Raw genomic sequence first — 20597 nt, forward strand, 5'->3', positions numbered from 1 at the left:
GACCGGCGGAGCCGGATCCGCGGCATCCGGATGGGGCGGTGTGCTACGGACCGGTGGAGCTGGTTTCGGTACATCCCGATAGGGGGAGTTGCTGCAGATCGGCATAGCCGGCTTCGTGGCATACGTATGGGATCGTTCGTTAATCGCAGAGGCGGCGATGTGTGCCTGGCCCTGCAAAGGTTTGACTCATGACTCAATCTGAACACTTCCGCCTGCTGGGCGGGCTATTGCGGCGCGCCGAGAGCTTTTCGCGCTTGGCCGTGTGGGCCGGCGGCGCGCTGACGGTGGCCAGCGTGTTGCTGATCTCGTTTGACGTGCTGGCCCGCAAGTTCCTGGGCTTCACGACTGGCGGCGCGGACGAGTTGTCCAGCTATGCCTTCGCCATCAGCACCTCCTGGGCGTTGGCATTCGCCACGCTGCAGCGCGCCAACGTGCGCGTGGACGTGGTCTACCAGTACATGCCGGTGCGCGTCGCCGCCGTGCTGGACTGGATCTCCATGGTGGCCCTGGCGGTCTTCATGGTGTATCTGACGTATTACGCGTTCGAGGTGGTGCAGACCTCCTGGGCGCAGAAGTCCGCGGCCAATACGCCGCTGGCCACGCCTTTGTGGATTCCGCAGGGCCTGTGGGCGCTGGGCCTGGCCTGGATGTGCGTCACGGTCGCGCTGATGCTGGCGCGCGCTTCCGCCGCGCTGGTCACGGGTGATATCGAACTGGTCAGGAGCATTTGCGGCGTGCGTTCGGCGCAGGAAGAGGCCGACGAGGAAGCCGCCGCCGGCGAGCGCATGGTGAAGGGAGAGGCCGCATGATTTCCACCGCATTGATACTGCTCCTGGTTTTGATCGGCCTGTCGATTCCGGTGGGCGCGGCGCTGGGCGTGCTGGGCCTGATCCTGGACCCGCTGTTCTCCATGCTGCCGCTGACGCGCGCGATCGGCGAAGTTTCCTGGAGCACCAACAACGAATTCCTGCTGGTGGCGATTCCGCTGTTCATCATGCTGGGCGAGGTGCTGCTGCGCGCAGGATTCGCCGAACGCATGTATGGCGCGATGAGCCTGTGGCTGTCGTGGCTGCCGGGCGGGCTGATGCACGCCAACATCGGCGCCTCGACGCTGTTCTCGGCCACCTCCGGCTCCAGCGTGGCGACCGCCGCGACGGTGGGCACCGTGGCGATCCCGCAGATCCGCAAGTACGGCTACAACGAGCCGTTGTTCCTGGGCAGCCTGGCCGCCGGCGGCACGCTGGGCATCCTGATCCCGCCCTCGATCAACCTGGTCATCTACGGCGTGCTGACGAACTCCTCGGTGCCCAAGCTGTACCTGGCCGGCATCATCCCGGGTTTCGCGATGGCCGCGCTGTTCATGCTGACGGTGGTCATCGCCTGCGTCGCCAAGCCGTCCTGGGGCGGCAAGAAGATCCAGGCGACCTGGGGCCAGCGTTTCGCTAGCTTGGTGCATCTGGCGCCGCCCATGGGGATCTTCTTCCTGGTGGTGGGTTCCATCTACGCCGGCCTGGCCACGCCGACCGAGGCCGCCGCGCTGGGCGTGCTGGGCGCCTTCATCCTGGCGGCCTGGTTCCGCCGCCTGTCGTGGTCGATGCTGCGGGAGGTCATGGAAGGCACCATGCGCTCCACGGCCATGATCATGCTGATCGTGGTGGCGGCCAGCTTCCTGAACTTCGTCATGTCCGCGACCGGCCTGACCGATGCGCTGACCAAGTCGATCACGGGCCTGGGCCTGTCCCCCGGCTGGATGCTGCTGATCGTGGTGATCTTCTACCTGGTGCTGGGCTGCTTCATGGAAACGCTGTCCATGATGATCACGACCATCCCCATCGTGGCGCCCATCATGATCGGCCTGGGTTTCGATCCCATCTGGCTGGGCATCGTCATCATCATCCTGGTCGAAGCCGCCCTGATCACGCCTCCGGTGGGCCTGAACCTGTTCGTGGTGCAAAGCCTGCGCAAGAGCGGTTCCATGAGCGCGGTCATCGTCGGCAGCCTGCCGTTCGTGGCCGCCATGTTCGTGATGCTGGCGCTGCTGGCCTTCTGGCCGGACGTGGCGCTGTGGCTGCCGCGCGTATTCGGCTGACCTTTATTGCATAGACGTTCCGGGGCGCGGCGAACCGCCGCGTCCTTCACTCCCTAATTCTCAGCAGGACAGACATGAAAGCCGTATTCCAGATCGAAGACTCGCAACCCCGCCAGGTGGAAGTGGAGTTCAACACCCTGATCGTCGCCGGCTGGGCCGGCCGCGACATGGCCGCGATCGAGCATCACATCGAAGAGCTGGCCGCCATCGGCGTGCCGCGTCCCAGCAGCGTGCCGCTGTACTACCGCATTGCCGACAATCAACTGACGCAGAAGGAAACCGTGCAGGCCCTGGGCGAGGATTCCTCGGGCGAAGTCGAGACCTTCGTGTTCTCCGTGGACGGCGAAATGTACGTCAGCATCGCCTCCGACCATACCGACCGCAAGCTGGAAACCTACAGCGTGGCGATGTCCAAGCAGGTCTGCGTCAAGCCCGTGGCCACGAGCGCCTGGCGCCTGGCCGACGTGGCGGACTACTGGGACGAGCTCGTCATCCGTTCCTACATCGTCGAGAACGGCGTGGAAGTGCTGTACCAGGAAGGCCCGCTGGCGTCGCTGCGCACGCCGCAGGACCTGATCGCGGGCTATACCGGCGGCGCCACGGTGCTGCCGGCCGGCGCGGGCATGACCTGCGGCACGGTGGGCGCGATCGGCGGCATCCGCGCCGCGGCCGACTTCACCATGGAATTGCACGATCCGCGGCGCCAGCGCAGCCTGCGCCACCGCTATCATGTCGAGACGCTGCCCGTGGTGGCCTGATTCTGGCCCCAGGCGCCGATCGCCAGGCGCGCCCGCGGGCGCGCCCGTTTGCACTCAAGCCGCAAGACGGCACTAGGATGACTATGGTTCCGACTTTGAACGATCTGACCCAGGCCCTGCAAGAGGGCCGCAGCACCTCCGTGGAACTGACGCAGGCGGCGCTGGCCCGCGCGCAGGACGAAGCGGGCGAGGGCGCGCGCGCGTTCACCCGCCTGTACGCCGAATCCGCGTTGGCGCAGGCGCAAGCTTCCGACACGCTGCGCGCCGCCGGCATCGTCCGCTCCGCGATCGAGGGCCTGCCGATCAGCATCAAGGATCTCTTCGACATCGAAGGCGAAACCACGATGGCTGGTTCGGTGGCCCGTGAAGGCGAACCGGCGGCCGACGCCGACGCTGAAGTCGTGCGCCGTCTGATCGCGGCAGGCGCGGTCATCATCGGCCGCACCAACATGACCGAATTCGCCTATTCGGGCCTGGGCATCAATCCCCATTACGGCACGCCCCTGAACCCCTACGACCGCGCCACCGGCCGCATCCCGGGCGGCTCGTCCTCGGGCGCCGCGGTGTCGGTCGCCGACGGCATGTCGGCCGCAGCCATCGGTTCGGACACTGGCGGTTCCGTGCGCATTCCGGCCGCGCTTTGCGGCCTGACGGGCTTCAAGCCCAGCGCCTGGCGCGTCTCCATGGAAGGCGTGCTGCCGCTGTCGGCCAACCTGGACTCCATCGGCCCCATCGCCGCCAGCGTGCGCTGCTGCGCCGAACTGGACGCCATCCTGTCCGGCGACGGCGGCCCGGCGCCGGAAGCGGCCGTGCTGCGCGGGTTGCGCCTGGCCATCCCGACCACGCTGGCGCTGGACGCCATGGACAAGCATGTTGCCGACAGCTTCGCAGCCGCCGTGAGCCGCCTGAAGGCCGCCGGCGCCCTGGTCGAAGAGATCGCGATTCCGGAATTCGCCGAACTGGCCGCCATCAACGCCAAGGGCGGCTTTACCGCCGCCGAAGCCTGGGCCTGGCACCGCGACCTGATCGCCCGCGCCGGCAAGCGCTATGACCCGCGCGTGGTGTCGCGCATCATGCGCGGCAAGGACATGAGCGCGGCCGACTACCTGGACCTGCTGGATGCGCGCGAAGCCTGGGTCGCGGCGGTGGACCGCCGCATTGCCGGCTACGACGCCCTGATCATGCCGACCACGCCCATCGTGGCGCCGGCGGTGGCCGACCTGCAGGCCTCCGATGATGCCTATTACGCCGCCAACGGCCTGATCCTGCGCAACCCGACGCTGATCAATTTCCTGGATGGCTGCGCGTTGTCGCTGCCTTGCCATGCCGCCGGCACGGCGCCGGTGGGCCTGATGATCGCGGCCAGCAACGGCGCGGACCGCCGTATCCTGAGCATCGGCCTGGCGGTGGAAGCGCTCTACGCCGGCCAGTGAGGCGCAGCCGGGACGGGCGGCGGCCGCCGGTCCGTCCTGGGCGCTAAGATGGCGGCTGCATAGCCGGATGCCGCCGCCATGATCGATCTGCGCAATATCGAAACGTTCTTCTGGGTCGCCACCCTGGGCGGTTTCAGGGCGGCGGCCGAGAAGCTCAATGCCACCCAACCGGCCATTTCCCAGCGCATCGCGTCGCTGGAATCCGATCTGGGCGTGCGCCTGTTCGACCGCGACACGCGGGGCATCAAGCTGACAGGCAAGGGGCGCGAGCTGCTGTCGCATGCCGAGCGCATGCTGCAGATGCGGCGCGACATGCAGGAGGCCGCGCGCGCCAAGAGCGTGATGAGCGGCATGCTGCGGCTGGGCGTATCGGAAACCATCGTCCATACGTGGCTGCCGACCCTGATGGAATATCTGCACGACGCCTATCCGGCGCTGATGGTCGAGATCCAGGTGGATACGACCACGGTGCTGAAGACGCAGCTCGCCTCGCGCCAGATCGACCTGGCATTTCTGCTGGGGCCGATGGAAGAGCCCCGCATCGAGAACCTGTACCTCTGCAATTACCCGCTGTCCTGGGTGGCAAGCCCCAAGCTCAAGGTCGGACGCCAGCCGATCGCGCTAAAGCGCCTGGCCGAATGGCCGGTGATCACCTATCCCTCCACCACCGATCCGCACCGCGCCGTGCGCCAGCTGTTGCAGCAGGCGGGCGTCGAGGCGCCGCGCATGTACGGCAGTTCGGCGCTCAGCGTCATCGTGCGGATGGCGCAGGACGGCATCGGCACCGCGGTCATCGCGCCCGTCATCCTGCACAAGGAGCTGGCGCAGGGCGAATTGCGCATTCTGGACGTGAAGGCGCCGGCCTTGCCGCCGCTGCATTACACCGCCTGCTGGATGCAGGGGCCGGACAGCCAGATTCCGCGCGCGGTGGCGGAGGCGGCGCAGCAGATCGCGCGGGAAGAGGCGCTGCGCCATCCGGCATAACCCTGATAAATATTTTTGATCGGGGTCTATCGCAACTTGTGATTGGACGCTGGCCCGCGGTTCCTGTGCAATGCCCCAATACCTGCATCATCATCAAGGGGATAGGCATGCAATCCAAACCCGCGGCGCGCGCCAGCGTCGAATTGGCCCGGCAGGCGCGGCTGGACGCGCGCAGCGGCAAGCTGACCGGCCCGACCGCCAATCTGGCGCCGGGCCACGTCCAGGCCAACCTCGCCATTCTGCCGCGCGCGCTGGCCGCGGACTTCCTGCATTTCTGCCAGCGCAATCCCAAGCCCTGTCCCTTGCTGGCCATGTCCGAGCCCGGCGATCCCGCCTTGCCGGAACTGGGCCAGGACATCGACATCCGCAGCGACATCCCGCGTTACCGGGTATGGAAGAACGGCGAGCTGGTGGCCGAGCCTACCGATGTGCGCGATATCTGGCGCGACGATCTGGTGTCGTTCCTGATCGGCTGCTCGTTCTCCTTCGAGGAAGCGATGCTGGACAACGGCTTGCCCGTGCGCCACATCGAGCAGGGCTGCAACGTGCCCATGTATCGCACCAGCGTCCCGACCCATGCCGCGGGCGTGTTCGGCGGTCCGTTGGTCGTGTCCATGCGTCCCCTGAAGGCGGCGGACGCCATCCGCGCCATCCAGGTCACCTCGCGTTTTCCCTCGGTCCACGGCGCGCCGGTGCATATCGGCGACCCCGCGTTGATCGGGATTGCCGACATCAACCGCCCGGACTATGGTGATCCGGTGGAAATCCGCGAAGGGGAAATGCCCGTGTTCTGGGCTTGCGGCGTAACGCCGCAGTCGGTGGTCGCAGCGGTCAAGCCGGAATTCTGCATTACCCACGCGCCGGGCCATATGCTGGTCACGGACCTCATCAACAGCCGGATGGCGGTGTTCTGACCGCCAACCATCCGCTTTCTCAGTAGCGCGTAAGCGGGTAGCGGTTAGAAGTCTCTACTCGCGCTGCAGTTCCAGTTGTGCCACCAAAACGATCCATTAAAGGACAAGGGGAAATGGCGACAACCGCTTTGAATCTGGGGCCTTCCGGCTTGCCGGAGGGTCTCGTGCCGCCGCCAGCGCGGCCATGCATTGCTTTCACACCCAGCCGGTCCAATCCAGGAGTCCAGTTATGAAGATGAAGCTCATCGCGGGTGTCGCCGCGAGCCTGGCGCTGATGTGCGCCGTTCCCGCGCAGGCGCAACAGGCCGTGCGCATCGGCGCAATCTATCCGCTATCGGGCGCCTTGGCGTCCACCGGGGCTGAAATCAAGGCGGCCGTCGAACTGGCGGTCGAGATCATCAACAATCCGCATCCCGAGCTGGAAGGCATACCGCTGGCAGCGGGCAGCGGCTTGCCGGCGCTGGGCGGCGCCAAGATCGAAGTGGTGTTCGGCGATTCCCAGGGCAAGCCCGAAGTGGGCCTGGCCGACGCCCAACGCCTGATCGACCAGGAAAAGGTAGTGGCCCTGACCGGCGCTTACCAGTCCGCCGTGACCAAGACCGCCAGCCGCATCGCCGAGCAGCGCGGCATACCCTACGTCAATGGCGAATCCAGCAGCCCGGACCTGACCGAGCGCGGCTATAAGTGGTTCTTCCGCACCTCGCCCAACGACGATACCTTCGTCGAGAACATGATGCAGTTCCTGGATGGCATCAAGGCGGTGCCGACCGCCAAGATCGCCGTGGTGTACGAGAACACCGACTTCGGCGTGAACACTTACAAGGCGGTCGAAAAGTTCGCCAAGCAATACAACCGCCAATTGGTCGCCAACATCGCCTACAGCGCCGGCTCGGCCTCGGTGACGGCGGAAGTGCAGAAACTGGCGGCCGCCAAGCCCGATGTGGCGATCTTCGCCAGCTATACCTCGGACGCCATGCTGTTCGTGCGCACCATGCGCGAAAGCAAATACGCGCCGCCGGTGTTCTTGGCCAACGACGCGGGCTTCATCGATTCGCGCTTCGTGCAGGAGGTGGGGCCGCAGGTCCAGGGCGTGCTGACGCGCGACGTCTGGGGCAATGACGTGGCGGCATCCAAGGCCGGGCTGAAAAAGATCAACGACATGTACAAAGCCAAGACGGGCAAGGACCTGAACGGCAACAACGCCCGTTCGATGCAGGGCGTGCTGGTGCTGGCCGACGCGATCAACCGGGCCGGTTCGACCGACCCCGAGGCGATCCGCAAGGCGCTGGCCGCCACCGATCTGGGCGAGGCGCAGGTCGCGATGCCCTGGGCCGGGGTGCAGTTCGACGCCAAGGGCCAGAACACCAAGGGTTCGGGCCTGATCCTGGAGCTCAAGGGCGCGGCCTACCAGACCGTGTGGCCGGAAAAATACCGTACCGACAAGAACCTGCCCACGCTGCCGTTCACCTGGAAGTAAACATAGTCTGACGCGGCGGGCCGCGGGGCCCGCCGCGAGGAGCACTCCATGTTTGAAGCTCTCTCGGCAGGCCTGTTCAACGGCCTGATCTATGCCGCGGTGGCGGTGGGGCTGGCGCTGATCTGGGGCATCACCGACGTCATCAACTTCGCCCATGGCGAGTTCCTGATGCTGGGCATGTATGCAGCCTATTGGCTCTACACGCTGGGCCACATCGATCCCACGCTGTCGGCGCCGCTGGTGGCGGTCCTGCTCGCCTTCGTCGGCTTCCTGACTTATGCGCTCATCATCCGCCGCCTGCAAAAGGGGCCGGCGATGGCGGTCATCCTGGCCACCTTCGGCCTTGGGCTGGTGCTGCGCCAGATTGCCTTCATCGCCTTCAGCCCCGACTACCGCAGCCTGCCGGACACGCTGGTGTCGGGCAGCGTCACGGTTGCCGGCATCTCGCTGGGCCGACCCCAGGTGGTGACGGGCCTGATCGCGCTGGTAGTGGTGGTCGCGCTGTTCATCCTGGTGTACCGCACGCGCTGGGGCCATGCCCTGCAGGCGGTGGCGGAAGACCGCCAGGTGGCGGCGCTGGTGGGCATTTCGCCCGACCGGGTCAACGCCCAGGTCTGGATGCTGGGCAGCGCGGCGGTCGGCCTGGCCGGCGCCTTGCTGACCACCTTCTTCTACGTATTTCCCTCGGTGGGCACGGTGTTCGGCCTGCTGGCCTTCGTGGCGGTGTGCATGGGCGGCTTCGGGTCGTTGCCTGGCGCCTTCATCGCGGGGATCCTGATCGGCATCATCGAGGCCATGACCGGCTACTTCGTCGCCCCAGCGTTGAAGACCGTGAGCGTCTTCATCCTGTTCATCCTGGTTCTCTGGTATCGGCCGCGCGGCCTGTTCGGGCGGTGGTGAGATGAACAAGACAGACAAGATCGATACCGTGTCCGCCGGCGTGCCCAAATGGCCGGTCCTGGCCGCTGCCGTCGCGGCCATCCTGATGGCCCTGGTGCCGCTGGTGGTGAAGGATGCCTTCACCCTGCAGGTGCTGCTGCTGGCCATCATGTTCGGCGCGCTGGGCGCCTGCTGGAACCTGGTGGGCGGCTTCCTCGGGCGGATCTCCTTCGGCCATAGCGTGTTCGTGGGGGTAGGGGGCTACACCACCTTGCTGCTGCTGCACCATCTGAAGCTCACGCCGCTTTTGGGCATCCCGCTGGGCGGGGTGATCAGCGCCGCGCTGGCGTGGCTGGTGGGCGGACCCACCCTGCGGCTGTCCGGCCATTACTTCGCCATGGCCACCATCGCGCTGCTGCAGATCGGCCTGCTGCTGATGATCAACTGGGAATGGGCGGGCGGCGCGGTCGGCCTGGAGGCGCCCATCGGCGACGCCGCCTGGATGCTGCTGTTCCGCAGCAAGGTGCCGTACTACTGGATCGCGGTGGGGCTGGCCTTCCTGACCTTTTGCGCCACCTTCTTCCTGGTGCATTCCAAGACCGGCTTCTACTGGCGTGCCATCAACGGCGACGAGGCGGCCTCGCGCAGCCTGGGCGTGCCCGCGGACCGTTACAAGATGCTGGCATTCGTGATGTCGGCGGGCATGACCGGCGTATGGGGCGGCTTCTTTGCCATGTACGTGGGCTTCATCGACCCGGAATCCATGTTCAACCTGACGATGTCGGTGCAGGTCGTGCTGGTGACCATCCTGGGCGGGGTCGGCACGCTGATCGGCCCGTGGCTGGGCGCGGCGGTGCTGCTGCCGCTGTCCGAGGGCACGCGCGTGTTGTGGGGCAGTTCGGGCCTGGGCCTGGATCTGCTGATTTTCGGCCTGGCCATCTTGCTGGTCACGCTGTTCCTGCCGGGTGGGCTGGTGACATTGAGGAGGCGCCGTGGCTCTGCTGGACGTTAAGAACCTGACCAAGCAATTCGGCGGGCTGGTCGCGAACAAGGACATCTCGCTGTCGGTCGAGGCGGGCGAGATCGTCGCCATCATCGGCCCGAACGGAGCGGGCAAGAGCACCTTGTTCAACGGCCTGGTCGGGCATCATGAGCCCACCTCCGGCTCGGTGACTTTCGACGGCCAGTCGATGATAGGCCGGCGGCCCGAACAGGTGGCCGCCATGGGTCTGGTGCGCACTTACCAGATCCCGCGCAGCTTCGGGCAGATGACGGTGCTGGAGAACGCCATGGTCGGGGCGCTGCTGCGCCATCCGCGCCTGCAGGACGCGCGCCGCGAATCGGCCCGCGTGCTGCAACTGGTGGGCCTGGCCGAACGCGCCGACGTCAGGGCGGCCGAGCTCAATGTGGCGGGCCAGAAGCGGGTCGAACTGGCCCGGGCGCTGGCCACCGAGCCGCGCATGCTGCTGCTGGACGAAGTGGCGGGCGGACTGAACCCGGCCGAGGCCATCGCCCTGGCCGAGATCCTGCGCGGCATCCACGCGTCGGGCGTCACGCTCATCATCGTGGAGCATGTGCTGGAGGTGGTCATGCGGCTGGCGCACCGGGTGCTGGTGTTGAACTTCGGCCAGATGATCGCCGAGGGGGCGCCCCAGGAAATCGTGCGCAATCCGGCCGTGATCGAAGCCTATCTGGGGAGAAAGCACCGTGCCTGATGCGATGCTGAAAGTGGAAGACCTGAGCGTGGCCTACGGCGGCGTGCAGGCGGTGCGCGGCCTGTCGCTGGAGGTCAGGCCGGGCGAGATCGCTGCGCTGCTGGGCGCCAACGGCGCGGGCAAGTCCAGCACCCTGATGGCGATCGTCGGCTCCGTCAAGCCCAAGAGCGGCCGGGTGATTTTCGAAGGCCGGGATATCACCGGCACGCCGCCGGACAGGCTGGTGACGCAGGGTATCTCGATGATTCCCGAAGGCGCCCGCGTATTCGCGCGCCAGCCCGTGGAACAGAATCTGCGCCTGGGCGCGTACACCGTGCGCGATGAGCGCGTGTACGGGGAACGCCTGGAGCGCGTCTACACCCTGTTCCCGCGCCTGAAGGAACGTCGCACGCAGTTGGCCGGAACCATGTCGGGCGGCGAGCGCCAGATGCTGGCCATCGGCCGGGCGCTGATGAGCGGACCGCGCCTGCTCTTGATCGACGAGCCCAGCCTGGGCCTGTCGCCCTTGCTGGTGGAACAGGTATTCGACGCGCTGGCGGCCTTGAACCGCGATGACGGCCTGTCGGTCTTGTTGGTGGAGCAGAATATGGCCCAGGCGCTGGAAGTCGCGGCGCGCGCCTACGTGATGCAAAGCGGCAGGGTGGCGCTGTCGGGCGAAGCGGCGGAGCTGGCAGCCTCGGACGAGGTGCGCAAGGCCTATCTGGGGATGTAAGGAAGGGAGCGTGACGAAACCGCGCCGGACGCGCAAGGCGTCCGGCGCGGACAGTCATCAGAAGATGTGGCGGAAGCCCACTGCGGCGCCGAGCTGGCTGCTCTTGCCGGCGATTTCGCCGCTGGCGGCGTCGTTGACCTTGTTCCAGTCGACCGTGCCGTAGATCTGCGAGCGCTTGGACAGCGAGTACTCGGCCACGGCGACCAGCGCGTAGCGCTTGCCCTTGTCGCCGTCTTCGACCACGTTCTTGCTCTGGTCGTAGTAGGCGGCGCCGGTGATGGCCCAGCGCGGCGTGGCCTGCCAGGTGGCGCCGGCGAAGTAGCCATTGTCCTTGCGGTCCAGGCCGGGCGCCTGGTTGCCGCCCATCACGGCGTTGACCCAGCCGGTTTCGTCGCGGCCGTTGTAGTAGCCGGCGAAGACCTTGGCGCCGTCGAACTGATACGAGGCGTTCAGGTTCCAGACGCGCTGGCGCAGATCGGAATCCGTGCCATCGTAGGTCTGCTGGTAGGCCGCGCCCAGGCCCAGCTTGCCGACGGTGTAGCGCAGGCTGGCGCCGTACTGCTGGCCGGCCTTGTGGTCCTTGTAGTCGTCGCCGTTGGCCCAGGACAGCACGAACGCCAGGTCTCCAATGGTGTTGGAGTACTTGGTCATGTTGTTGGTGCGCACGCGCGACATGGCGGCGGGCAGCCAGGCGTTCTGGTCGTAGTTGCCGACGGTCAGCGGGTCGAAGTAGTCGGCCAGCAGGTCGAACATCGGGGTGTTCTGCAGACCCAGGGTCAGCGCGCCGATGTTGCCGCCGTCCAGGCCGATGTAGGCCAGGCGGCTGAAGGTCTTGGACGGATCCGAGCCGCGGCCGTTCTGCATGTTGAAGCCGTTTTCCAGGCGGAAGAAGGCGCGGTTGCCGTCGCCCAGGTCTTCGGAGCCGCGCAGGCCCCAACGGCTGTTGGATATGGCGCCGTTCTCCATCGACACGCGGCTGCCGTCTTGACCGACGCTGCCGGCGCTGGTGCTCAGGTAGCGGATGCTGACGTCGGCGATGCCGTACAGGGTGACGCTGGTTTCGGCGTGGGCCGCGCCGGCGGCCAGGCCCAGGCTTGCAAGGGCGAGGGATAGGGGAATGCGTTTCATGCTGGGGGCTCCTCCTGGGTAGCGCTATTTATTAGTGGCGCCGGGCTTTTGGCCCGGCTGTTCGCGCCTGGCGGATCGTCAGGCGCTGGGCCGTCGCACCGACGCTTACGGTAAGCGCGGGTCCGGGCGATAGCCGCATATGCACATATACGCCGTAATGTTGCAACGTAGCAGCGCCAGGGAATTCTAGAAAAACTGGGGCGTGAGCGGCACCTGTTGTTTTTTGGAGTTTTCCCTGGTTTACAACACGAAAAAACGGGGGGAGGCGAGACCGGAGGCCAAAAAAAACCCCGTTTCAGAAACGGGGTTTTCATGTCAGCACCGCGCTACAGCGTCATGTGCAGCGGCAGCCACGTCGCTATGCCGGGCACGGCATAGAGCAGCAGCACCGCCAGGATCATCAGGAAGAACATCGGCAGCGAGGCGCGCGCGATGTAGGGCAGTTCCCTGCCGCTCATGCCGGACAGAACGAACAGGTTGAACCCCACGGGCGGCGTGATTTGTGCCATTTCCACAACGAACACGATGAAGATGCCGAACCAGATCAGATCGATGCCGGCGGCCTGCACGGTGGGCAACAGCACGCCCATGGTCAGCACGACAATGGAGATGCCGTCCAGGAAGCAGCCCAGGACGATGAAGAACACCATCAGCGCCATGATGAGCCCGAACTGCGACAGGCCCAGCCCCCCGATCCATTCAGCCAGCGCGCGCGGCAGGCCGATATAGCCCATGGCCAGGGTCAGGAACTGCGCGCCCGCCAGGATCAGCGCAATCATGCAGTACAGCCGGGTTGCGCCCAGCAGCGATTGCATGAAGGCGGAGCGGTTCAGCGATCCCTGCAGCGCAGACAGGATCAGCGCGCCCACCACGCCGACCGCCGCCGCTTCCGTGGCGGTGGCGATGCCGGTATAGATGGAACCCAGCACCGCGCCGATCAGCAGCATCACCGGGATCAGATGGCGCGAACGCGACAGCTTTTCCAGCAGCGACAGGCCGGGGTCGGCCGCCGGCACCTGGCCGGGATTGCGGATCGCCCACCAGGCGATGTAGCCCATGAACAGCAGGGCCAGCAGGATGCCCGGCACGATGCCCGCGATGAACAGCTTGGCGATGGACACGTCCGCCGCCACGCCGTACACGATCATGATGATGGACGGCGGGATCAGCAGGCCCAGCGTGCCGGCGCCCGACAGCGTACCCAGGATCTTGTCCTCGGGATAGCCGCGGCGCGTCAGTTCCGGGATGGTCATCTTGCCGACCGTGGCGCAGGTCGCCGCGGACGAGCCCGAGACCGCCGCGAAGATGGCGCAGCCGATCACGTTGGTGTGCAGCAGCCGCCCGGGCAGGCGGTTGAGCCAGGGGGCGAGCCCCTTGAACAGGTCTTCGGACAGCCGCGTGCGGAACAGGATTTCGCCCATCCACAGGAAAAGCGGCAGGGCGGTCAGCGTCCAGCTGGAGGACGCGCCCCAGATGGTGACGGCCATGGCATCGCCCGCGGGCCGGCTGGAGAAGATCTCCATGCCGATCCAGGCGGTCCCCGCCAGGGTCAGGCCGACCCAGACCCCGCAGCCCAGGAGCGCGAAGATCGAGACGACCAATAGGGTGATGACGAGTAGTTCATTCATGGGTTTGCTGCGAAGTGGCGGCGGACAGGCCGCGTGAGCGTCGGATCAGCTCGTCGATCAGGGCGACCAGGAACAGCACCGTGCCCACGGCCATGCTGAGTTGCGGTATCCAGAGCGGCGTCGCGTCGTTGGACGTGGAGATGTCGTTGAACTGCCAGGAGTCGTAGGTCAGCTTGACGCTGAAGAACGCGAAGGCGGACGCGAGCAGGCAGCCGACCGCCAGGGCGAAGATATCCAGCTTGCGGCCTGCGGCGGGCTTGAGCGAATTGAGCAGCAGCGTCACGCGGATGTGTTCGCCGTGCTTGAACGTACTGGCAAGGGCGAGGAACCCGGCGGCGGCCATGAAATACCCGGCATAGGCGTCCGTGCCGGGTATGTTCATGCTGAGCTGGCGCGCGATGATCGCGGCCAGCACCGACACCAGGACGCCGATCGTGCACAGGCCGGCCAGCAGGCCGGCCGCGCCGTAGAGACCATCTAGAAAGCGGCGCATGGAAATATCACTGCTTCTTGTAGGCGTCGATCATGGCCTGGCCATCGGCGCCAGCCTTCTTCAGCCAGTCGTCCAGCATGCGCTTGCCGATCACGGACAGGCCTTCCTTCAGCTCGACCGTGGGCTGGATGGTTTCCATGCCGTTCTTGGCCAGTTCCGCCTGATACCACTTGTTCTTTTCCTGCGACAGCTTCCAGCCGCGCTCTTCGGCTTGCGCGCCGGCCTTCTTCAAGGCGGCCTGGGTCGCGGGGTCAAGCGCGTCGAACGCCTTCTTGTTGACGATGATGGCGTTCTTCGGCAGCCAGGCCTGGGTGTCGTAGAACTTCTTGATGTACTCGTAGGTCTTGGTGTCGTAGCCGGTGGAGGCCGAGGACATATAGGAATCGATCACGCCGGTGGCCATGGCCTGGGCCAGTTCAGCCTGCTGCACGGTAACGGGCTGCGCGCCGACCAGTTCGGCGATCTTGGCCGTCACCGGGCTGTAGGCGCGCCACTTCAGGCCCTTCATATCGCTGATCTGCTTGATGTCCTTGTTGGCGAAGATGCCCTGGGGCGGCCAGGCCACCGCGTACAGCAGCGTCATGCCGTGCGCGTTGAGCTTCTTTTCGAGGAAGGGCTTCTGCGCTTGATAGAGTTTGAACGACGCGTCATAGCCGGTGGCCAGGAAGGGCAGGCCGTCCAGTTCGTAGATCGGATCTTCGTTCGCAAAGTTGGTCAGCAGGATCTCGCCGATCTGCGCCTGGTTGCCCTGCACCGCGCGCTTGATCTCGGGCGCTTTGTACAGCGAGGCGTTGTTGTGCAGCGTGATCTTCAGCTTGCCTTCGGACAGCGTGTCGACGTCCTTGACGAAGGTGGTCAGGTTTTCAACGTGGAAGTTGCTGGCCGGATAGGCGGTGGGCAGATCCCATTTCGTTTGAGCCTGGGCGCCGGCGCTGAACGCCAGGACGATGCTGCCTGCCAACAGGGAAATCTTCTTGTGCATGGGGTGGTCCTTCTTTGCGAATGGTGAAGCCGGGTTGTGCCCGATAGGCATTGCGAAAAAGAGAGCGCTGCGGCGATGACGCGCAGCTGAAAAGCCGTGCCATTCTATGTTGCTATGCGGCGGCGGGGCGCGCGAAATCGCGTCTTTACGGGTTATTCCTAACAGGCGTGCGCAGCGTCGATCATTGAGGGTTCAATCTTTGCGCAAACGCATTGCGGCAGCCGTTTTTCTTCTAACATTGCGTATCGAATGCATGGTGCCGAGGCGTGTGTGAATTTCGTTTTCCGTCGTGATGAGTTGCTGGTTGAAGAGACGTCCGCCGTATTGCCGGACACTGCCTTGTGCGTGCAGATAGGCGTGGCGGCCGCGGCCTTGCAGCCGATCTGGGCCATGCCCGGCTCGCCCTGCCGCACGGTGCATGTCGAACCTGGCGTGGAACCGCCGCAGGGCTACGCCTTCAGGAAGCTGCGTTCGCTCTTTGGCGTGCTGGATGACGAGCGCATGGCGCTGGCCGGACGCGCCTACCAGATCGCCGAATGGGCGCGCACGCACCGGTTCTGCGGCGTCTGCGGTACGCCGGCAGAGCGGGTGCCCACCGAATTCTGTCTGCGTTGCCCGTCCTGCGGCTTCTCGGCCTACCCGCGCATTTCGCCCGCCATGATGGTGCTGATCCGCAAGGGCGACAGCATCCTGCTGGCGCGCCACACCACCACCGCGACCTCGCGCTATACCGCCTTGGCCGGTTTCGTCGAGCCAGGCGAAAGCATCGAACAGACCATCCACCGCGAGGTCCATGAGGAGGTCGGCCTGAAGGTCGGCAACCTGCAGTATTTCGGCAGCCAGTCCTGGCCGTTTCCGCATTCGCTCATGGTCGCGTTCACGGCGGACTACGTGTCCGGCGACATACGCGTGCAGGAAGACGAGATCGCCGATGCGCGCTGGTTCGGTCCGGGCGATCCCATGCCCGAGATCGCGCCGCGGATTTCCATCGCGGGATGGTTGATCCGGGCGAACCTGCCCATGGGCTGGTCGGCGCCTTAAAACCGTCGTTTCGCTTGCAGTCTTCTAGGGGTATTCCCTCGAAAGAGGGAATTTTTGGCATCCCGTCCGCATTTTTTATTGATGAAATATAGATAAATTATTAGTATTTCGCTCATATAAACTCGGCTTGCGTCTTCCATGACCCCCACTTTGATTGCATCGTCGGCCCATTTGGCCGGCGGCAGCGCGCCTGACCTTTCCGAAGTGGAATTCGGTCTGATGATCGCCAGCCATGCCTTCGACCGCTGGACCGTGCGCTGCATGGCGGCGGCCGGGCTGCCCGACCTGACGCCCACCGACGTGATGGTCTTTCATCATGTCTATCACCGTGAGCGCCCCAAAAAGCTGGCCGACATCTGCTTCACGCTGAATGTCGAGGACACGCACATCGTCAGCTACGCGCTTAAGAAGCTGGACCGCCTGGGCGTGGTCAAGGGCGAGCGCAGCAGCAAGGAAGTCTTTTACAGCGTGACCCCGGAAGGCGCGGCCATACTCAAGCGCTATGCCGAGGTCCGCGAACAATGCCTGACCGCCGGCCTGGACGCGCCGGGCGGGGGCGGGCTGGACTACAGCCGCCAACTGGCGCATACGCTGCGCGCGTTGTCCGGCCTGTACGACCAGGCGGCCCGCGCGGCGACCTCTCTCTGATTCCGTTTACCCGTGCGCGGCCGCAGGCGCCGCGGCGACCCTTTGTTTGCAAGGACAGCTATGAAGTGGCAATTCTGGATTGACCGTGGGGGCACCTTTACCGACATCGTGGCGCGGCGCCCCGATGGCACGACCACCACGGCCAAGATGCTCTCGGAAAACCCCGAGCAGTATCGCGACGCGGCCGTGGCCGGCATCCGCAAGCTGCTGGGCATCGCGCCCGGCCAGCCCGTGCCCGCCGATCAGGTCGAGTGCGTGAAGATGGGTACTACCGTTGCCACCAACGCCTTGCTGGAACGCAAGGGCGAGCGCACCTTGCTGGTGACGACCCGGGGTTTCCGCGACGGCCTGCGCATTGCCTACCAGAACCGTCCGCGCCTGTTCGACCGCAACGTCGTCCTGCCCGAGATGCTCTACGAGTCCGTGGTGGAAGCGGACGAGCGCGTGGCCGCCGACGGCGAAGTGATCCGCGAGCTGGATCAGGACGCGCTGCGCGCGGCCATGCAGGCCGCTTACGACAGCGGCATCCGCGCCGTGGCCATCGTCTTCATGCACGCCTGGCATGCGCCCGAGCACGAGCGCATCGCGGCCCGCATCGCGCGTGAAGTGGGCTTCCCGCAGGTGTCGGCCTCGCACGAGGTCAGCCCGCTGATCAAGTTCGTGTCGCGTGGCGACACCACGGTGGTGGACGCCTATCTGTCGCCCATCCTGAAGCGCTATGTCGACCAGGTGGCCGGCGAACTGCCGGGCATCCGCCTCATGTTCATGCAATCCAGCGGCGGCTTGACCGACGCGCACCGTTTCCGCGGCAAGGACGCCATCCTGTCGGGTCCTGCCGGCGGCATCGTCGGCATGGTGCGCACCAGCGAGATCGCGGGCTTTCCCAAGGTCATCGGCTTCGACATGGGCGGGACCTCCACCGACGTGTCGCATTACGCGGGCGAATTCGAACGCGAGTTCGAGACCCAGGTGGCCGGCGTGCGCATGCGCGCGCCCATGATGAGCATCCACACCGTGGCGGCGGGCGGCGGCTCGATCCTGCATTTCGACGGCGCGCGTCTGCGCGTGGGCCCCGATTCGGCCGGGGCCAACCCGGGTCCCGCCTGCTACCGCCGCGGCGGCCCGCTGGCGGTGACGGACTGCAACGTCCTTCTGGGCAAGATCCAGCCCGACTTTTTCCCCAAGGTCTTCGGTCCCGAAGCCAATGAGCCGCTGGACCGCGAGGCGGTCGTGGCGCGCTTTACGGCCATGTCCGACGAAGTGCGTGCCGCCACCGGCCGCGAAATGAGTCCCGAACAGCTGGCCGAAGGCTTCCTGGAAATCGCCGTGGGCAACATGGCCGAAGCCATCAAGCGCATCTCGGTGCAGCGCGGCCATGACGTGACCGAGTACGCGCTGACCGTGTTCGGCGGCGCGGGTGGACAGCACGCCTGCCTGGTGGCCGATGCGCTGGGCATGACCACGGTGTTCGCGCACCCGCTGGGCGGCGTGCTGTCGGCCTACGGCATGGGCCTGGCCGACCAGACCGACATGCGCCAGAAGACGGTCGAGAAGGTGCTCGATGCCGAACTGATGCAGGCGTTGAAGGGCGAGCTCGACGAGCTGGCTGGCCAGGCTGTGGGCGAACTGCGCCGCCAGCATGTCGCCGAAAGCGACATCAGCGTGCAACGCCGCCTGCACCTTAAGTACCGCGGCACGGATACCTCGCTGGAAGTGGCGTACACCGACCTGGAACAGGCGCGCAAGGAATTCGAAGCGGCCTACCGCCTGCGCTATTCCTTCCTTATGCCCAACCGCGAACTGGTGGTGGAAACCATCTCGGTCGAAGCCACGGGCGGCGGCGAACGCGTCGGCGAAGCCGCCAGCGCGCGCGTGCGCGACGGCGCGCTGGCTCCCAGCCGCGTCGTCAGCATGTACAGCGGTGGCGCCTGGCGCGATACGCCTCTGTACGTGCGCGAGGACATGGCGGGCGGCGACGTGGTGGCGGGACCCGCCATCATTTCCGAACCCAACCAGACCACGGTGGTCGAGGCCGGATGGCAGGCCGAACTGACGGCGCAGGACCACTTCGTGATCCGTCGCGTGGAAGCGCGTCCGGAACGCCGCGCCATCGGCACGCAGGCCGACCCGGTCATGCTGGAGGTCTTCAACAACCTCTTCATGTCGATCGCCGAGCAGATGGGCTACCGCCTGCAGAACACGGCTTATTCGGTCAACATCAAGGAACGCCTGGACTTCTCCTGCGCGATCTTCGATGCGCAGGCCCGGCTGATCGCCAATGCCCCGCACATGCCGGTGCACCTGGGTTCCATGGGCGAATCGGTGCGCACGGTCATGCGCGCCAACGCCGGCAGCATGCAGCCTGGCGATGCCTATGTGGTCAACGATCCATATCACGGCGGCACGCACTTGCCCGACGTCACGGTCATCACGCCGGTGTTCGACCGAGAGGGGCGCGAGATCCTGTTTTACGTCGGTTCGCGCGGCCATCACGCCGACATTGGCGGCACCACGCCGGGTTCCATGCCGCCGGATTCCAAGACGGTGGAAGACGAGGGCGTGCTCTTTACCAACTTCCAGCTGGTGAAGAACGGCGAATTCCGCGAGGCCGCGGCGCGCGGCATCCTGGGCTCGGGCCGCTGGCCGGCGCGCAATCCGGACCAGAACATCGCCGATATGCACGCGCAGATTGCCGCCAATGAAAAGGGCGTGCAGGAGTTGCTGCGCATGTGCGACCACTTCGGCCTGGACGTGGTCCGCGCCTACATGGGACACGTGCAGGACAACGCCGAGGAAGCGGTGCGCCGCGTGATTTCGGTGTTGAAGGACGGCAGCTACGAGTACCCGCTGGACAACGGCGCGGTGATCCGCGTCGCCGTGAAGGTGGATACCGAGGCGCGCAGCGCCGTGGTGGATTTCACCGGCACGTCCAACCAGTTGGACAACAACTTCAACGCGCCGGGCGCCATCGCCGTGGCGGCGGTGCTGTACGTGTTCCGCACGCTGGTCAATGACGATATTCCGCTGAACGACGGCTGCCTCGTGCCGCTGTCCATCATCCTGCCGGAAGGCTCGATGCTGCGCCCGAATCCGCCGGCCTCGGTGGTGGCGGGCAACGTGGAAACGTCCATGTGCATCGTCAACGCGCTGTACGGCGCGCTGGGCGTGCTGGCCGCAAGCCAGGGCACGATGAACAACTTCACGTTCGGCAACGCGCGTCATCAGTACTACGAGACCATCTCGGGCGGCACGGGCGCGGGTCCGGTGCGCATCGACGCCGCGGGTCCCCGCGACGAAGGTTTCGCCGGCACCTCGCTGGTGCAGGCGCACATGACCAATTCGCGTCTGACGGACCCCGAAGTGCTGGAGTTCCGGTTCCCGGTGCGGTTGGAGTCCTACGAAATCCGCAAGGGCTCGGGCGGCGCCGGCCGCTATCCGGGCGGTGACGGCGGCGTGCGCCGCATCCGTTTCCTGGAGGACATGACGGCCGCCATCCTGTCGAACAACCGCCTGTATGCGCCGTTCGGCCTGGCGGGCGGGCAGCCCGGCGCCATGGGCCGCAACTCGGTCGAACGCGCCGACGGGTCGGTCCAGGAGCTGGGTCCGCAGGACAGCGCCCAGCTGCGTCCGGGCGATATCTTCGTCGTCGAAACGCCGGGAGGCGGGGGCTACGGGGCGGCGTAATCCGTCCGCACGGAAACAAAACGGCCGCGTCA

The 20597-nt window shown here is 65.9% G+C and carries 18 protein-coding genes; 14 read left to right on the top strand and 4 right to left on the bottom strand.

What is annotated here, in order from left to right; translation table 11 throughout:
- The first annotated feature begins 188 nt into the window (after positions 1 to 188).
- The 11 genes from IAG39_RS15405 (at position 189) to IAG39_RS15455 (ending at position 10961) form a co-directional block, all read left to right on the top strand.
- A complete protein-coding gene (locus IAG39_RS15405; protein WP_059375734.1) occupies positions 189 to 809 on the top strand; it encodes a TRAP transporter small permease subunit in 621 nt (206 codons plus the stop codon).
- Positions 806 to 2089 (top strand): TRAP transporter large permease, encoded by a 1284-nt coding sequence (locus IAG39_RS15410; RefSeq protein ID WP_059375736.1) that lies wholly within the window; start codon positions 806 to 808, stop codon positions 2087 to 2089. Before IAG39_RS15405 ends, IAG39_RS15410 begins: the two co-directional genes overlap by 4 nt.
- A gap of 74 nt (positions 2090 to 2163) precedes the next feature.
- Entirely contained in the window at positions 2164 to 2847 is a 684-nt protein-coding gene (locus IAG39_RS15415) for a DUF2848 domain-containing protein (protein WP_118932042.1), read from the top strand.
- Positions 2848 to 2930: 83 nt separating this feature from the next.
- A complete protein-coding gene (locus IAG39_RS15420; protein WP_118932041.1) occupies positions 2931 to 4280 on the top strand; it encodes an amidase in 1350 nt (449 codons plus the stop codon).
- A 78-nt stretch (positions 4281 to 4358) separates the two neighbouring features.
- Positions 4359 to 5264, top strand: coding sequence for a LysR family transcriptional regulator (locus tag IAG39_RS15425; protein WP_059375739.1), 906 nt, complete (start codon positions 4359 to 4361; stop codon positions 5262 to 5264).
- 107 nt (positions 5265 to 5371) lie between these two features.
- On the top strand, positions 5372 to 6178 hold the full coding sequence (locus IAG39_RS15430; protein ID WP_059376159.1) for a putative hydro-lyase: 807 nt from the start codon (positions 5372 to 5374) through the stop codon (positions 6176 to 6178).
- A gap of 229 nt (positions 6179 to 6407) precedes the next feature.
- Entirely contained in the window at positions 6408 to 7655 is a 1248-nt protein-coding gene (locus IAG39_RS15435) for an ABC transporter substrate-binding protein (RefSeq protein WP_059375741.1), read from the top strand.
- Positions 7656 to 7703: 48 nt separating this feature from the next.
- Positions 7704 to 8555: a branched-chain amino acid ABC transporter permease gene (locus IAG39_RS15440; protein WP_054454041.1), complete on the top strand. Its 852-nt coding sequence runs from the start codon at positions 7704 to 7706 to the stop codon at positions 8553 to 8555.
- A gap of 1 nt (position 8556) precedes the next feature.
- On the top strand, positions 8557 to 9546 hold the full coding sequence (locus IAG39_RS15445; protein WP_118932040.1) for a branched-chain amino acid ABC transporter permease: 990 nt from the start codon (positions 8557 to 8559) through the stop codon (positions 9544 to 9546).
- Positions 9527 to 10249 carry an ABC transporter ATP-binding protein gene (locus tag IAG39_RS15450; protein ID WP_118932039.1) on the top strand — a complete coding sequence of 241 codons (723 nt, stop codon included), beginning with the start codon at positions 9527 to 9529 and terminating at the stop codon, positions 10247 to 10249. Before IAG39_RS15445 ends, IAG39_RS15450 begins: the two co-directional genes overlap by 20 nt.
- Before the next feature lie 4 nt (positions 10250 to 10253).
- Positions 10254 to 10961 (top strand): ABC transporter ATP-binding protein, encoded by a 708-nt coding sequence (locus IAG39_RS15455; RefSeq protein ID WP_059375749.1) that lies wholly within the window; start codon positions 10254 to 10256, stop codon positions 10959 to 10961.
- 57 nt (positions 10962 to 11018) lie between these two features.
- On the opposite strand, the gene IAG39_RS15460 is transcribed toward IAG39_RS15455, so the two are convergent.
- From IAG39_RS15460 to IAG39_RS15475, 4 genes are all read right to left on the bottom strand, one after another.
- Entirely contained in the window at positions 11019 to 12089 is a 1071-nt protein-coding gene (locus IAG39_RS15460) for a porin (protein ID WP_059375752.1), read from the bottom strand.
- Between the two features lie 326 nt (positions 12090 to 12415).
- Entirely contained in the window at positions 12416 to 13717 is a 1302-nt protein-coding gene (locus tag IAG39_RS15465; protein ID WP_059375756.1) for a TRAP transporter large permease, read from the bottom strand.
- Entirely contained in the window at positions 13710 to 14210 is a 501-nt protein-coding gene (locus tag IAG39_RS15470) for a TRAP transporter small permease (protein ID WP_013394009.1), read from the bottom strand. The genes IAG39_RS15465 and IAG39_RS15470 overlap by 8 nt, the downstream gene beginning before the upstream one ends.
- A 7-nt stretch (positions 14211 to 14217) precedes the next feature.
- A complete protein-coding gene (locus IAG39_RS15475) occupies positions 14218 to 15192 on the bottom strand; it encodes a TRAP transporter substrate-binding protein (protein WP_059375768.1) in 975 nt (324 codons plus the stop codon).
- A 270-nt stretch (positions 15193 to 15462) separates the two neighbouring features.
- On the opposite strand from IAG39_RS15475, the gene nudC reads away from it, so the two are divergent.
- The 3 genes from nudC (at position 15463) to IAG39_RS15490 (ending at position 20565) form a co-directional block, all read left to right on the top strand.
- A complete protein-coding gene (nudC, locus tag IAG39_RS15480; RefSeq protein ID WP_118932038.1) occupies positions 15463 to 16233 on the top strand; it encodes an NAD(+) diphosphatase in 771 nt (256 codons plus the stop codon).
- Between the two features lie 138 nt (positions 16234 to 16371).
- Entirely contained in the window at positions 16372 to 16881 is a 510-nt protein-coding gene (locus IAG39_RS15485; protein ID WP_059375770.1) for a winged helix DNA-binding protein, read from the top strand.
- A gap of 60 nt (positions 16882 to 16941) precedes the next feature.
- Positions 16942 to 20565, top strand: coding sequence for a hydantoinase B/oxoprolinase family protein (locus IAG39_RS15490; RefSeq protein ID WP_059375773.1), 3624 nt, complete (start codon positions 16942 to 16944; stop codon positions 20563 to 20565).
- The last annotated feature ends 32 nt before the right edge of the window (positions 20566 to 20597 follow it).

This window comes from Achromobacter xylosoxidans (assembly GCF_014490035.1).
Taxonomy (GTDB): domain Bacteria; phylum Pseudomonadota; class Gammaproteobacteria; order Burkholderiales; family Burkholderiaceae_B; genus Achromobacter; species Achromobacter bronchisepticus_A.

Excerpts from the sequence above, each read along its gene's own strand:
- IAG39_RS15405 (WP_059375734.1), top strand. The coding sequence starts at position 189 with ATGACTCAATCTGAACACTTCCGCCTGCTGGGCGGGCTATTGCGGCGC.
- IAG39_RS15410 (WP_059375736.1), top strand. The coding sequence starts at position 806 with ATGATTTCCACCGCATTGATACTGCTCCTGGTTTTGATCGGCCTGTCG.
- IAG39_RS15415 (WP_118932042.1), top strand. The coding sequence starts at position 2,164 with ATGAAAGCCGTATTCCAGATCGAAGACTCGCAACCCCGCCAGGTGGAA.
- IAG39_RS15420 (WP_118932041.1), top strand. The coding sequence starts at position 2,931 with ATGGTTCCGACTTTGAACGATCTGACCCAGGCCCTGCAAGAGGGCCGC.
- IAG39_RS15425 (WP_059375739.1), top strand. The coding sequence starts at position 4,359 with ATGATCGATCTGCGCAATATCGAAACGTTCTTCTGGGTCGCCACCCTG.
- IAG39_RS15430 (WP_059376159.1), top strand. The coding sequence starts at position 5,372 with ATGCAATCCAAACCCGCGGCGCGCGCCAGCGTCGAATTGGCCCGGCAG.
- IAG39_RS15435 (WP_059375741.1), top strand. The coding sequence starts at position 6,408 with ATGAAGATGAAGCTCATCGCGGGTGTCGCCGCGAGCCTGGCGCTGATG.
- IAG39_RS15440 (WP_054454041.1), top strand. The coding sequence starts at position 7,704 with ATGTTTGAAGCTCTCTCGGCAGGCCTGTTCAACGGCCTGATCTATGCC.
- IAG39_RS15445 (WP_118932040.1), top strand. The coding sequence starts at position 8,557 with ATGAACAAGACAGACAAGATCGATACCGTGTCCGCCGGCGTGCCCAAA.
- IAG39_RS15455 (WP_059375749.1), top strand. The coding sequence starts at position 10,254 with ATGCTGAAAGTGGAAGACCTGAGCGTGGCCTACGGCGGCGTGCAGGCG.
- IAG39_RS15460 (WP_059375752.1), bottom strand. The coding sequence starts at position 12,089 with ATGAAACGCATTCCCCTATCCCTCGCCCTTGCAAGCCTGGGCCTGGCC.
- IAG39_RS15465 (WP_059375756.1), bottom strand. The coding sequence starts at position 13,717 with ATGAATGAACTACTCGTCATCACCCTATTGGTCGTCTCGATCTTCGCG.
- IAG39_RS15470 (WP_013394009.1), bottom strand. The coding sequence starts at position 14,210 with ATGCGCCGCTTTCTAGATGGTCTCTACGGCGCGGCCGGCCTGCTGGCC.
- IAG39_RS15475 (WP_059375768.1), bottom strand. The coding sequence starts at position 15,192 with ATGCACAAGAAGATTTCCCTGTTGGCAGGCAGCATCGTCCTGGCGTTC.
- IAG39_RS15485 (WP_059375770.1), top strand. The coding sequence starts at position 16,372 with ATGACCCCCACTTTGATTGCATCGTCGGCCCATTTGGCCGGCGGCAGC.
- IAG39_RS15490 (WP_059375773.1), top strand. The coding sequence starts at position 16,942 with ATGAAGTGGCAATTCTGGATTGACCGTGGGGGCACCTTTACCGACATC.